This is a genomic window from Janthinobacterium kochi (assembly GCF_051380715.1).
Taxonomy (GTDB): domain Bacteria; phylum Pseudomonadota; class Gammaproteobacteria; order Burkholderiales; family Burkholderiaceae_D; genus Janthinobacterium.
Genome location: NZ_JBNYXO010000013.1, coordinates 12,028 through 24,217, shown reverse-complemented (window position 1 = coordinate 24,217; position 12,190 = coordinate 12,028). Strand labels below are relative to the sequence as shown.

The 12,190-nt window shown below is 63.3% G+C and carries 12 protein-coding genes; 7 read left to right on the top strand and 5 right to left on the bottom strand.

Going from position 1 to position 12,190, the window contains the following annotated elements:
* Window positions 1-30: 30 nt before the first annotated feature.
* Entirely contained in the window at window positions 31-855 is an 825-nt protein-coding gene (gene pyrF, locus ACQ4WL_RS22555; protein WP_436511757.1) for an orotidine-5'-phosphate decarboxylase, read from the bottom strand.
* Between the two features lie 167 nt (window positions 856-1,022).
* On the opposite strand from pyrF, the gene ACQ4WL_RS22550 reads away from it, so the two are divergent.
* The 5 genes from ACQ4WL_RS22550 to ACQ4WL_RS22530 all read left to right on the top strand — a co-directional run bounded on the left by ACQ4WL_RS22550 (window position 1,023) and on the right by ACQ4WL_RS22530 (window position 4,806).
* Window positions 1,023-1,637, top strand: coding sequence for a LemA family protein (locus ACQ4WL_RS22550; RefSeq protein WP_436511756.1), 615 nt, complete (start codon window positions 1,023-1,025; stop codon window positions 1,635-1,637).
* A 1-nt stretch (window position 1,638) separates the two neighbouring features.
* On the top strand, window positions 1,639-2,460 hold the full coding sequence (locus tag ACQ4WL_RS22545; protein WP_436511755.1) for a TPM domain-containing protein: 822 nt from the start codon (window positions 1,639-1,641) through the stop codon (window positions 2,458-2,460).
* Window positions 2,460-2,981: a TPM domain-containing protein gene (locus ACQ4WL_RS22540; RefSeq protein ID WP_436511754.1), complete on the top strand. Its 522-nt coding sequence runs from the start codon at window positions 2,460-2,462 to the stop codon at window positions 2,979-2,981. The genes ACQ4WL_RS22545 and ACQ4WL_RS22540 overlap by 1 nt, the downstream gene beginning before the upstream one ends.
* A gap of 86 nt (window positions 2,982-3,067) precedes the next feature.
* The gene (locus ACQ4WL_RS22535; protein WP_436511753.1) at window positions 3,068-3,832 is read left to right on the top strand and encodes an SDR family NAD(P)-dependent oxidoreductase; all 765 of its coding nucleotides are present in this window, start codon (window positions 3,068-3,070) and stop codon (window positions 3,830-3,832) included.
* Window positions 3,833-4,380: 548 nt separating this feature from the next.
* The gene (locus ACQ4WL_RS22530; protein WP_436511752.1) at window positions 4,381-4,806 is read left to right on the top strand and encodes a VanZ family protein; all 426 of its coding nucleotides are present in this window, start codon (window positions 4,381-4,383) and stop codon (window positions 4,804-4,806) included.
* Window positions 4,807-4,825: 19 nt separating this feature from the next.
* On the opposite strand, the gene ACQ4WL_RS22525 is transcribed toward ACQ4WL_RS22530, so the two are convergent.
* Together ACQ4WL_RS22525 and ACQ4WL_RS22520 are read right to left on the bottom strand one after the other, a co-directional pair.
* A complete protein-coding gene (locus ACQ4WL_RS22525; RefSeq protein WP_436511751.1) occupies window positions 4,826-5,113 on the bottom strand; it encodes a hypothetical protein in 288 nt (95 codons plus the stop codon).
* 247 nt (window positions 5,114-5,360) lie between these two features.
* Entirely contained in the window at window positions 5,361-6,488 is a 1,128-nt protein-coding gene (locus tag ACQ4WL_RS22520) for a M24 family metallopeptidase (protein ID WP_436511750.1), read from the bottom strand.
* Window positions 6,489-7,132: 644 nt separating this feature from the next.
* On the opposite strand from ACQ4WL_RS22520, the gene ACQ4WL_RS22515 reads away from it, so the two are divergent.
* Window positions 7,133-8,131 carry an LLM class flavin-dependent oxidoreductase gene (locus tag ACQ4WL_RS22515; protein WP_436511749.1) on the top strand — a complete coding sequence of 333 codons (999 nt, stop codon included), beginning with the start codon at window positions 7,133-7,135 and terminating at the stop codon, window positions 8,129-8,131.
* Window positions 8,132-8,317: 186 nt separating this feature from the next.
* On the top strand, window positions 8,318-9,541 hold the full coding sequence (locus ACQ4WL_RS22510) for an MFS transporter (RefSeq protein ID WP_436511748.1): 1,224 nt from the start codon (window positions 8,318-8,320) through the stop codon (window positions 9,539-9,541).
* A 43-nt stretch (window positions 9,542-9,584) separates the two neighbouring features.
* Here the strand turns inward: ACQ4WL_RS22510 and ACQ4WL_RS22505 are convergent, their stop codons facing one another.
* Entirely contained in the window at window positions 9,585-11,207 is a 1,623-nt protein-coding gene (locus ACQ4WL_RS22505) for a M28 family peptidase (RefSeq protein WP_436511747.1), read from the bottom strand.
* A gap of 137 nt (window positions 11,208-11,344) precedes the next feature.
* On the bottom strand, window positions 11,345-12,181 hold the full coding sequence (locus ACQ4WL_RS22500; RefSeq protein WP_436511746.1) for an HDOD domain-containing protein: 837 nt from the start codon (window positions 12,179-12,181) through the stop codon (window positions 11,345-11,347).
* Window positions 12,182-12,190: the final 9 nt, after the last annotated feature.

Here is a 12,190-nt window from a genome sequence, read left to right as displayed (position 1 = left end):
AGGCGCTGTGAGGCCAACTGTATATCGTTTTTAAACCGAACGATGCGCATTGATCGCATCGCGCGTTTCAATGGCCACGCGGCGCGCCGCATCGGCCCAGTCTTCGCCAGGCTGCGGCGTGGCGTAGATGATGGCGCGCGACGAGCTGATCATCATGCCCATGCCGTTCGCCGTCTGGCCCGCGCCGACGGTAGCAGCGATATCACCGCCCTGGGCGCCGATGCCGGGCACCAGCAGCGGCATGTCGCCCACGATGGCGCGCACTTGCGCCAGTTCTTCAGGGAAAGTGGCGCCGACGACAAGCGCGCACTGGCCATTCTTGTTCCATTTCTCGGCCACCAGGCACGCCACGCGCTGATACAGGGGCACGCCATCCGTGTCGAGAAATTGCAGATCGGAGCCGCCCGGGTTCGAGGTGCGGCACAGGATGATCACGCCGCGGTCTTGCCACGCCAGGTAGGGATCGAGCGAATCCTCGCCCATGTACGGGTTCACGGTGACAGCGTCGGCGCCATAGCGTTCGAACGCTTCGCGCGCGTATTGCGTGGCTGTAGCACCGATGTCGCCCCGTTTCGCGTCGAGGATCAGCGGGATGTGCGGATAGTTCTCGCGCACGTAGCGGCAGATGTCTTCCAGCTGCTTTTCCGCGCCCAGTGCGCCGAAATAGGCGATCTGCGGCTTGAAGGCGCAGGCCAGATCGGCCGTGGCATCGATGATGCGCGTGCAAAAGGTGGTGATTCCATCAGGCAGATCGCGCAGTTCGGCCGGCAGTTTCGCCAGGTCGGGGTCCAGTCCCACGCACAGCAGGGAATTATTGGCCGTCCACGCGGCGGATAATTTATTGATGAAATTCACGGCACACCTTCTCTATATTCAGTTGCAAACCCCGTATTGTAACGCGGCGCAGGGTTGCCACGGCGCGCCAAGGCAGCCACGGGCGGCGGCCAGCGCTTATTAAACCGACATCCCGGGCCATTTCAGGTATATTTGTCTCACCTCTTTTACTCTGCACGGAACCCATCATGCAAATCACCAATCAATTCACCAAATGGCTGCGCCTGGCGCTGAGCGTCACCGTCCTGACCGGTATCCTGACAGGCTGCGGCTACAACGACTTCCAGACCAAGGACGAAGCCACCAAGGCCGCCTGGGGCGAAGTGGTCAACCAGTACCAGCGCCGCGCCGACCTGATCCCCAACCTGGTCAATACCGTCAAGGGCTATGCCACGCACGAGCGCGAGACACTGGAAGCGGTGACCAAGGCGCGCTCTGCCGCCACCAGCTTCCAGATCACGCCCGAAGTGCTGAACGACCCGGCCGCGTTCGAAAAGTTCCAGCAGGTGCAGGGACAGCTGTCGTCGGCCCTGTCGCGCCTGATGGTGGTGGCCGAAAAATACCCGGACCTGAAGGCCGACACCAGCTTTCGCGACTTGCAGTCGCAGCTGGAAGGCACGGAAAACCGCATCACCGTGGCGCGCCAGCGTTACATCGTCGCCGTGCAGGATTACAACGTGCATGCACGCAGCTTCCCGAACAACCTGACGGCCATGGTCTTCGGCTACAAGGTCAAGCCATCGTTCACGGTGGAAAATGAAAAAGCCATATCGACCGCACCGACCGTCAACTTTGGCAAATAAGATGAAAGCCTGGTCTTATCTGGCGGCGCTGGCGACGGCGCTGCTGCTGTGCACCAGCGTGCCCGCCAGCGCACAAGGCTTGCAAGCCGTGCCGCCGCTGGCCGCGCGCGTGACGGATAACGCCGGCATGCTCGACGCCAAGCAGAAAGCGGCGCTGGAAGGCGTGCTGGCCGACTACGAAGCCAAGACAGGCAGCCAGATCGCCGTGCTGCTGGTCAAGAGCACGGAACCGGAAGCCATCGAGCAATACAGCATCCGCGTGACGGATGCCTGGAAGCTGGGCCGCAAGGGCGTCGATGACGGCGTGCTGCTGATGGTGGCGAAAGACAATCCATCGTCCTTGCGCCGCCTGCGCATCGAGGCGGGCCGCGGCGTGCAGGGCGTGCTGACGGATGCGCAATCGAAACGCATCCTGCAAGACGTGATCGCGCCGCATTTCAAGCAAAACGACTATTACGGCGGTCTGGTCGCTGGCATTGGCGCGATTGCCACATTGCTGAACCAGGAGCAATTCCCCGCTCCCGCACAGCAAAAGACCCCGGCGACCGTGGAAGCGGGCGGCCTGACCTTCTGGCTGCCGCTGCTGTTCTTCGGCTTTCTGGTCGTGCTGACCGTGTTCCGCTCGCGCGGCGGACCTACCCGCCTGCAGCGCGGCAGCAACTGGTCCAGCGGCGCCACGGGCGTCGTGCTGGGCAGCATTTTGAGCCAGGCGCTGAACAACCGCGGCGGCGGCAGTGGTGGTTTTGGCGGTGGCGGTGGCGGCGGTGGTTTCGGTGGCGGCGGCGGCGGTTTTGACGGCGGCGGCGCCTCGGGAGATTGGTAATGACGAAACAACTATCATTTGGACAACGCTGCGGACGCGCTTTGAAGCATTTGCGCGGCACGCCCGCGACGGCGCGCCAGGCATTTCCCGAACGCACCCTGAAAGCCATCGAGACGACCATTGCCGATGGTGAGGCGATGCACCAGGCGGAAGTGCGCCTGATTGTCGAGGCGGCCCTGACACCGGGCATGGCTTACCAGGGCGTGAGCAACCGCGAGCGGGCGCGCGAACTGTTTGCCCAGTATGGCGTGTGGGATACGGAAGATAACGTTGGCGTACTGATCTATATCAACCTGGCCGAGCACCAGGTCGATATCGTCGCCGACCGCAACGTAGGCCGGCGCGTCACGCCGGAACAGTGGCAAGGCGTGTGCCGCACCATGACCAGGGGTTTCAAGGACAGCAATTATCACGACAGCACGCTCGACGCCTTGCAGCAACTGAATACCTTGTTGCAAAGCCACTTTCCCGCCGACGGTACGCGTGGCAACCAGTTGCCGAACGAACCCATCCTCCTCTGATTCCTGCCCAGGGATTAAAATCTGCCCATTGCCGCGCAGCCTGGCAGGCTGGGCAGCGCGGCCCCTATTACCGCCGAGGAGCACACATGAAACTGGTCAATAAAACCGCCATCGTCACGGGCGCCACGCAAGGCATCGGCCTCGCTTGCGCCACGCGCCTGATCACCGAAGGGGCGCAGGTGATGCTGGTCGACATCAAGGAAGAAGGCGCGCAGGCGGCGGCTGCCCTCGGCCCGCAAGCGCGCTTCTTTTGCGCCGACGTCAGCCAGAAGGCGGACGTGGATGCCATGCTGAAGGAAACGCTGGCGCAGTTCGGCCACATCGATATCCTCGTCAACAATGCAGGCGTCACGCACGCGGCCGATTTCCTCGATGTCTGCGAAGACGATTTCGACCGCGTCATGCGCATCAACCTGAAATCGATGTTCCTGTGCGGCCAGGCCGTGGCGCGCGAGATGGTCAAGCGCAACACCGGCTGCATCATCAATATGTCCAGCGTGAATGCGGAGCTGGCGATTCCGAACCAGGTGCCGTATGTGGTGTCGAAAGGCGCGATCAACCAGCTGACCAAGGTCATGGCCTTGAACCTGGCACCGCATGGCGTGCGCGTGAACGGCATCGGGCCGGGCACCATCCTGACGGAACTGGCTAAACAAGCGGTATTGTCCAGCCCGCAGGCGCGCCACACGATCCTGTCGCGCACCCCATTGGGCCGCTGCGGCGAACCGGAAGAAGTGGCCGGCATCGCCGCCTTTCTGGCCAGCGACGACGCCACCTACATGACGGGCCAGACCATCTATGTCGATGGCGGACGCATGGCGCTCAACTACACAGTGGCCGTGAAGGAGTGAGAGTGAAACAGCAGAGTTATATCAAAAAAGAATAATGCATATTTAAAAAGATCATTAGACACATATCGTGCGACGCAGCATAATGCACCTGTCTCCACTATTCTCCTCCAAGAAAATAGTTTTAAGCCCGCTTTCACCAGCGGGCTTTTTTTTTGCCGTCGCTCCTGAAACATGGCCATTCTTGCCATGATGCACAATCCTTCCACTCATTCTGCCTGCCGCAAAAAAATGTTGCGGCGTGTCATCGGCCCGTCATCTTCGCCCCCTATACTTGCTTCATCTGCTGTACAGGCAACCGATATGCCTGACTACAGACAGGTGTGCTGCGATGGCACACCACTCCCCTTTCATGACTGTGGCGCGCGCCGGCAAGGCGGGCGACATGGCAAGTACCGAGCAACTCTCAACTCTTGACCCATTTCATTTGGGTTTTTGGCCCGCGTCCCCGCGGGCCTTTTTTTGCCTGTACGGCGGGCTCTTGCGCAAAAACACAGCGGCCCGCCATGCACATGATATTGTGACTGCCTTTCCACCTATCCTGACGCATCATGCCTGCACCATTACTCGAACTCTGTTTTGCCGACCGCCACGAACGCCTGCGCTACCGTACAGCACTGCTGTTGTATGTCCTGGTAATCCTGATCGGCGACATACCGGGCGTGCGCGCGGACGTGGGCCAATATGCCTCGGGCGGCGTGCTGCATTCCTTCGGCTATGGCGTGCTGGCCCTGATCCTGTTCAGCGGCACGGGCGGCGGCATGGCGCGCCGGGCGCTGCTGTCGGTGTTGATGGTGGCGGCCATGGGCGCGCTGGACGAATTCATCCAGAGTTTCCTGCCTTACCGCCATGGCGCCGTCAGCGACTGGGTGGTCGATATCACTGCCGCTGCGGCTGTCTGCCTGCCGCTGTATTTCTTCTGGCCGAAAATGGTCGCCACCGCCCTCGGCAAGGGTACGCCGCTGCCCGATGCCTGAACTGGCGCGTGACAGCCCGTCAGGCGCGGTCCGCTTCGCTATCGAGCAATGCCAGCCGCAACTGTCCCTGGCTGCGCGCGGTGCGCGTGCCCAGGCGCCGCATCAGGGCGCGCACCTCGCGCCGGCTGCCGGCCCCCATGGCGCGTGCAGCATCGCGCTGCATGTCCAGCAACTGTTCCGAGCGCGCCAGCCGCACCAGGCCATGCAAGGCCTGGGTCAGTACATGGCGTGCACGGGCATCGCGCGCAGTGCCGACTACGGCCAGCACCAACTCATCGATCAGTTTTGCGGTAGGACCAGATGACATTTTTTCTCCCTATTCGACAGTGAGGAAACGTGCGGGTGCACAAAATGGTGATTGCCAGCATCGTTTATACCAAGCACGGCAAGTAGCCGCTTGATCTAGCGCAATCGACAATGACGGCTGCAGAATATCCCGGCGCCGCCATGCTCTTACCTGAAGCAATCGCTGCTATCCGCATCACCGCGGGCGCCTTGCTGCAGCGCTATTGATAGGTGCCGATGCCTGCCGATGTTTTCCGCACATGGCCGCATCAGACCAAGGCCAGGGTCAGCGGCCGGCTGCGCCCCTGCACCACGGCCGAGGGCCAGGCCGGGTCGTGCGTCAGGTTGTGCAATTGGTTGCCGTCGAGCAAAAACGTGTCTTCCACCGTGCTGCCGGGCAAGCTGGGGTGGAAGGCCAGCGCCATGCCACGCTTGAGGATGATTTCCGTGTGCGCGCCGGCGGCCACTTCGGGCGCCAGGTAGCCATGGATGCCACCCTGCCGGCTGGTGCGTACCGTGTCGGGCTGGCCGGCATACGCGTAGGCGCTATCGAGCGCGTGATACACCATGCTCAGCGCATGGCCCGTTTCGCAAGCGTCGAGCGCCACCGCTTCCAGCGCCAGCATGGCGGCATCGGCATCGTCCATGGCCACCGCCGCGCCATCGGCGCGACGCTGCGCCGGGCTGAAGCGCCGTTGACGACTGAGGCTGGCGCACAGGCCGAAACGCCGAGCGCACAAGGCCAATACGGCTTGCGTGCCCAACACCACCTGGGCCGGCGGCGCGCGCCGGTACCGCTGTTGGCGCTCCTCGCCGCTGACCAGCACATGCACAGCCTGCAAGCCCCGCAGCCACAGCGCGCGCACGCACGCGGCAGCCAGTTCCTGCTCGCTCCAGTCGGGGCGGGCCTGGCGCAGCGCATCGGCGGCCGCGCCGGCAGCCAGCTGTCCTACCTGGCGATAGCGCTGCTGCTCCGATTCCAGCAGCACCAGCCGCTCTTCACGCAGGGCCACGGGCAGGCTGCGTTCGTGCAAGCCCGGACGGTCGGACAAGACAGGCGCACCACCGGCCGCATGCTGCACGAAATGTTCGCGCAATTCATACAACTGCGGCTGCATCCAGGGCGACACTTGCCACGTCCACGGCCCGCGCACTTCTTCCTCGCGCATGCGCATGGCTTCGGCTTCGTCGGTCAGTATGTAGGCGGCGTCGCGCGTCACCAGCACTTCCGCGCAGCCGCACTCGGCCGTATGGCTATGGCTGTTCGACGCGCCCGCCGTGGCCCACGCAAACCAGTCCACGCCGCGCAGGCGCACGGCACCGGCACGTTCCTGCTCCAGCCAGCCCCGCATCCGCGCCAGCTTGTGCGCCACTTCCAGTTCCAGCGGCCAGTTCATGGCCACTCCTCGTCCGGGTTCAGGCGCGGTACCAACCCGCCTGCCCTGCCTGGCGCCAGCCGGGCGTCCTGTTGTTCATGCATAGCTGCTCCCTTCCTACATGGAAACGTCAGACCCGCATGCGCATAAAAAGTTCGGCACCCGGATTCGTCTCAGGCTTGCAGTCTATGACTTCCCTCTGTTTTTGCAAGCGGCCATTTCGCCGGAGCGAGCAAGATAGCCGTGTACATCGGCAGGGTCAGACGCAGCTGCTTTTCCAAAATGAACGCATGTTCGGCATACCCCGCGTAGTGCTCGCTAACGGACAATCGCGGCAGGCGAGCTGGCCGAAGCGCTTGCTCAGCGGCACCTGTGGCACCTGTTTGTACCGGATGGCTTTCATCGCATACAGAGCCGTGGCAATCGGCCACTTGTCGTCTTCCGTCCCCGTCCCGACAAGGCACAAAGCAGGGAACACGCTCTGGCATCGACCACTCCGATTTCCAATCGAGACGAGTTTTTTACCGATCAGTACGCAAATTCCCGATTCGCATTATCATGTGCACAGCCTGTCATCCCTGCCGCTTCCAAGGCCGACCCTATTGTCGTCAGGGGATAGACAAATCGTCCATTGTGATTTTCCACCACGTCCCGATATCGCTACCATGATTCCATTTTCCATACTCGACCTCGCACCCATCGCCGAAGGCAGCAACGCCAGCCAGTCGTTCAAGAATACTTTGGACCTGGCGCAGCACGGCGAACGCTGGGGCTACAACCGCTACTGGCTGGCCGAACACCACGGCATGCCCGGCATCGCCAGCGCCGCCACAGCCGTCGTCATCGCCCATGTGGCGGCCGGCACGACGACCATCCGCGTGGGTGCGGGCGGCGTGATGCTGCCGAACCACTCGCCGCTGGTCATCGCGGAACAGTTCGGCACGCTGGAAGCGCTGCACCCGGGCCGCATCGACCTGGGCCTGGGCCGCGCGCCCGGCTCCGACCAGACGACGGCGCGCGCGCTGCGCCGCGACCTGCAGTCCGACGCCGAGCAATTCCCGAAAGACGTGCTGGAACTGATCGATTACATGTCCGACGAGCCGCGCCAGCGCGTGCTGGCCGTGCCCGGCAAGGGCGCCAAAGTGCCCGTGTGGATACTCGGTTCGAGCCTGTTCGGCGCCCAGCTGGCAGCCCACCTGGGCTTGCCGTACGCCTTCGCCTCGCACTTCGCGCCGCAAATGATGCTGCAAGCCGTGGCCTACTACCGCGAACATTTCAAGCCATCGAAGCAATTGGCGAAACCGTATGTGATGCTGGGCTTTAACGTGTTCGCCGCCGACACGGATGCGGAGGCGCACCTGCGCGCCACCTCGATGCAGCAAGCCTTCGTCAACCTGCGCACGGGCCGTCCCTCGCGCTTGCAGCCGCCCGTACCCGGTTACCTGGAGCAGCTGGGGCCTCAGGAACGCGCCATGCTCGATTCCGTCCTGTCCTGCACGGCCATCGGCGCGCCGGACACGGTGAAGGCGAAGCTGGCCGCCTTCATCGCCGAAACAGGCGCCGACGAACTGATGATCACCTCGCAGATCTTCGAGCACCAGCACCGGCTGCGCTCGTATGAAATCACGGCGCAGGTGCATGCGGAGCTGACGCAGCAACAGTAACTGAACAGTTCCTCCCTCGGTATATCCCCGTATACCCTTTTCCCGGCCGTCGGCACCGATCGCCGGGATTTTTTTGACTGGCATTTTCACCTGCCACCAGCCGCAAAATCGGCCGCGCCCGGCAAAAAATGCGCAGCCCCGCTATCATGCTGATCCAAAAGCGTCATTCCAAGAAAGTTGTACAGCATGAAATCTGCACCATCTTCCGTCGATGCCAGCGCCCTGCTGAGCTCCACCCGCATCCTGCTATTTGCCCTGTCCGCCGGCGTGCTCGTCGCCAGCCTGTACTACGTCCAGCCGCTCACGTCCATGCTGGCCGCCTCGTTTGGCGTGAGCGTGCCGCAAGCGGGCTACCTGGTCACGGCCACGCAGATCGGCTATGTGCTGGGCATCGTATTTTTGGTGCCACTCAGCGACGTGCTGAACCGCCGCCAGTTGCTGACATGGATGCTGATCGCCAAGATCGGCGCCCTGCTGCTGGCCGCCACCAGCCAGAATATTATCGTCTTCGCCATCGCCAGCGTCTTGATGGGGATCACGGCCAGCGCCTTGATGGTGGTCACTGCAATGGTGGCCTCGTATGCGCCCGATCACAGCCGGGGCCGCATGGTGGGCACCGTCATGACGGGCTTGTTGTTGGGAATTCTGCTGGCGCGTACCGTCTCCGGCACGGTGTCGCAGATCAGCGGCGGCTGGCGCACCGTCTACGTGCTGGCGGCCATCGTCGTGGCCGCCCTGCTCGTCATGCTGCGCCGCATCCTGCCGAACGAGGCGCCGCGTGGCAAGCTGCAGTACGGCAAGCTAATGGCGTCACTGGCCGATATCATCCGCCAGGAACCCTTGCTGCGCCAGCGCGCCCTGTTCTCGGGCCTGGGCCTGGGCACCTTCAGCGTGTTCTGGACGGGCCTGACCTTCTTGCTCAGCGGCGCGCCGTATCACTATTCGGAAATGCAGATCGGCCTGTTCGGCCTGGCGGGCGCCACCGGCGCCTTTGCCGCCAACACGGCGGGCCGCATGGCCGACCGCGGCTACGCGCGCCAGGCCACGTGGCTGCTGGCCGTCGCCTCGATCGCTGGCTGGGCCTTGATCGGCTTTGGCGCCCATTCGCTGGTGCTACTGCTGATCGGCATCGTCCTGCTGGACATGGGCGTGATGGGCTTGCAAGTGACGCACCAATCCATCATCTACAAGCTGGCGCCGCATGCGCGGGCGCGCGTGACCACCGTGTTCATCGCGGGTGGCTTCATCGGCGCCTCGGCAGGTTCGGCGCTGGCCAGCGCCAGCTTTGCCGCCGGCGGCTGGCCCGTCCTGTGCATGGTGGGCGGCGCCATGCCGCTGTTGCTGCTGCTGGTGTGGAGCAAGTACCGATTCGAGCAGCGAAGGCTGGGGTCAGACCCTCGGGGGAGTTAACGCTAATCTTGCTGTTGGCGGTGTTGAGGGTCTGACCCCGGGTTTACTTCGCCTGCGCGCGCGCCTTGCCAAACGCATCACCCGCCTTCCAGGCCGGCATCCTGGCCGCATTCGCCACGGCTTGCCCCAGGTTCAGCGTAAATTGCGCCTGCTGCGTCATGCCGGATAAATCCCAGCTGGCGTCGTACTCATCGGTAACTTGATGGTAGCGGGGACCGTAGGCAGCCGCCTTGGCTTTCGACGCGGCCACGTCCTTGATGTAGTCGCGGCCGCCATTGATGGAAAACGCGGGCACGCCCGCCTTGGCAAAGCTGAAATGGTCGCTGCGGAAATAGCCGCCGGCCAGGTCGGGACGCGCCTGGGCGATGTGCATGCCCATGGCTTTGGCGGTTGCCGCCGCCATCGCCCCCAGCTCCGTGCGCTCGCTGCCTTGCGCGCCAATGTCATGCGTGGCGCCGACAAAGTTCAGGCTATCGAGGTTCAGCGCCGCCGCCGTCTTGTTCAAAGGCCACAGCGGATCGGCCGCGTAGGCAGCGCTGCCCAATAAACCCTGTTCTTCGGCCGCCACCCACAGGAAGATCTGCGTGCGCTTCGCCGGTTTCTTGACGGCTTCCTGCGCCATGGCCAGCAAGCCTGCCGTACCGGAAGCGTTGTCGACGGCGCCGTTGTAAATCGTGTCGCCCGCTTTTCCGTCATCCTTACCCTGCTTGCCCAGGTGGTCCCAGTGGCCGCTGTAGATGACGGCTTCATCCTTCAATGCCGGGTCGGTACCCGGCACCATGCCGGCGATATTGAACTGCTCCACCTTGCGCACGATGGACTTCATGTCGCCCGACAGCTTGGCATCGAGCGCGACGGCCTTGAAGTCCTTGCTTTCGGCTTGCGCGCGCAAGGCGTCCAGGTCCTGGCCACCGGCCGCAAACAGGCGGCGCGCCGCGTCTTCCGCGATCCAGCCCTGCAGGGGAGTGCCGGCAGTGCGATCGGCCAACTGGAAGCGCTCGCTGCCGCTCCAGCTGTTCTGCACCACGCTCCAGTCGTACGAGGCCGACGGTTTCGTATGGATCAGCAACACGCCAGCCGCGCCCTGGCGCCTGGCTTCCTCGAATTTGTAGGTCCAGCGGCCGTAATAGGTCAGCGCCTTGCCGGCGAAGCGGTTCGGATCAAGAGTAGTGGGTTGCGGGTCGTTGACCATCATGACGACGATCTTGTCTTTGACATCGGCGCCCTTGAAATCGTTCCAGCCCTCTTCCGGCGCCGTGATGCCGTAGCCGACAAACACCAGCGGCGCATCGAACGTGTGGGCGGCAACAGAGTCGCCCGTGGCCCAGACCCAGTCCGGGCCGAACGCCAGCGGCACGGTCTTGCCACCGGCCAGCGCCTGCAGGCTGCTCTCGGCAGGCAGCGACTTCACGCCGGCGATGTGCACGCTCTGGCGGTAGCTGTTGCCGCGCACGGGGCGCAAACCGGCCATCTGCGCCTGGGTTTCCAGATACGCCACCGTCAAGTCGGCGCCCCGTTGGCCCGTGCCCCGGCCTTCCAGCAAATCGTTGGACAGGAAGGCCAGGTGGGCGCGCAGCGGCGCTTCCTGCACCACGGGCAAACCGGTAGCGGCGTGCGCGGAAAACGCCAGCGCGGTCAATGTCAGGGAGGAAAACAGCTTCTGCATAAGATCCTTTGGGTAAGAGGAGAAAAGCGGTACGGCGGATAGCCGAGCCGGCGATTGTATGCCATGGGGAAAGGCGCATCAAAATGCGGACGAAAAAAATCCCCGCAACCAGGGCGGGGATAGCAGGTAGAAGAACGTCAGACCAGCAAGGCAGCCGCCAGCGATTCGATCTCTTCGGCCGATTCATCGAGTATCGTGTGCAGGGTGCTGCCGCCAATCCCAAAATCAATCTTGGCCGCTGCCAGGCGCCGCGCGGCGCTTTCCGGCGGGTGCAGGGGCGAGCCAACAGGCGACAGATCGTTGGCCAGCACCAGGGTCGCGCCCAAGGTGCGGGGCGGGAACGGGCTGCCGCCATGCCACATGCCTTCCACGGCTTGCAAGACCATGTCGGGCACTTGCAGCTGGCGCAGCACGCCGCGGCCGATCAATTTTTCGCCGTATTCGATCCAGTCTTCGGTATTGTCGTCCAGCAAGCCCGGATATTCCTCGGCGCGCGACAGCAGATAAAAGCCGCCCACTTCATGCACGATGGCGGCAAACATGGCCGTTTCCACGTCCACATGCGTGACTTTCTTGGCGATGACCTGGCTCAATGCCGCCACGTGGGCCGTGTGCTCCCACAGCTTGGCCCCTTTGGCGCGCAATTTCGGGTCCGTGATCTGGCTGCCCAGCTGGCGCACGATGACGGACGCCACCATCGATTTCAAGGTGGCAAAGCCCAGGCGCGAGACGGCCGCGCGCACATTGGCGATTTCATTGCCGGAACGGTTGTAGGCGGCCGAGTTGGCCAAGGCCACGACCCGCGCCGACAGCAACGGCTCGGCCATGACCATACGTGCGGCCGCTTCGATATGGCAATCGGGGTCGTCCAGCGCTTCCTGCAGCTTCAAGGTGGCCTTGACGTTGGCGGGGAACGTCAGCTCGCCCTTGCTCGCTTGCAACGCGATAATTTTGAATACTTCCAGTCTGTCCATGGGTCAATC

Excerpts from the sequence above, each read along its gene's own strand:
- ACQ4WL_RS22550 (WP_436511756.1), top strand. The coding sequence starts at position 1,023 with ATGCAAATCACCAATCAATTCACCAAATGGCTGCGCCTGGCGCTGAGC.
- ACQ4WL_RS22545 (WP_436511755.1), top strand. The coding sequence starts at position 1,639 with ATGAAAGCCTGGTCTTATCTGGCGGCGCTGGCGACGGCGCTGCTGCTG.
- ACQ4WL_RS22540 (WP_436511754.1), top strand. The coding sequence starts at position 2,460 with ATGACGAAACAACTATCATTTGGACAACGCTGCGGACGCGCTTTGAAG.
- ACQ4WL_RS22535 (WP_436511753.1), top strand. The coding sequence starts at position 3,068 with ATGAAACTGGTCAATAAAACCGCCATCGTCACGGGCGCCACGCAAGGC.
- ACQ4WL_RS22530 (WP_436511752.1), top strand. The coding sequence starts at position 4,381 with ATGCCTGCACCATTACTCGAACTCTGTTTTGCCGACCGCCACGAACGC.
- ACQ4WL_RS22525 (WP_436511751.1), bottom strand. The coding sequence starts at position 5,113 with ATGTCATCTGGTCCTACCGCAAAACTGATCGATGAGTTGGTGCTGGCC.
- ACQ4WL_RS22520 (WP_436511750.1), bottom strand. The coding sequence starts at position 6,488 with ATGAACTGGCCGCTGGAACTGGAAGTGGCGCACAAGCTGGCGCGGATG.
- ACQ4WL_RS22515 (WP_436511749.1), top strand. The coding sequence starts at position 7,133 with ATGATTCCATTTTCCATACTCGACCTCGCACCCATCGCCGAAGGCAGC.
- ACQ4WL_RS22510 (WP_436511748.1), top strand. The coding sequence starts at position 8,318 with ATGAAATCTGCACCATCTTCCGTCGATGCCAGCGCCCTGCTGAGCTCC.
- ACQ4WL_RS22505 (WP_436511747.1), bottom strand. The coding sequence starts at position 11,207 with ATGCAGAAGCTGTTTTCCTCCCTGACATTGACCGCGCTGGCGTTTTCC.
- ACQ4WL_RS22500 (WP_436511746.1), bottom strand. The coding sequence starts at position 12,181 with ATGGACAGACTGGAAGTATTCAAAATTATCGCGTTGCAAGCGAGCAAG.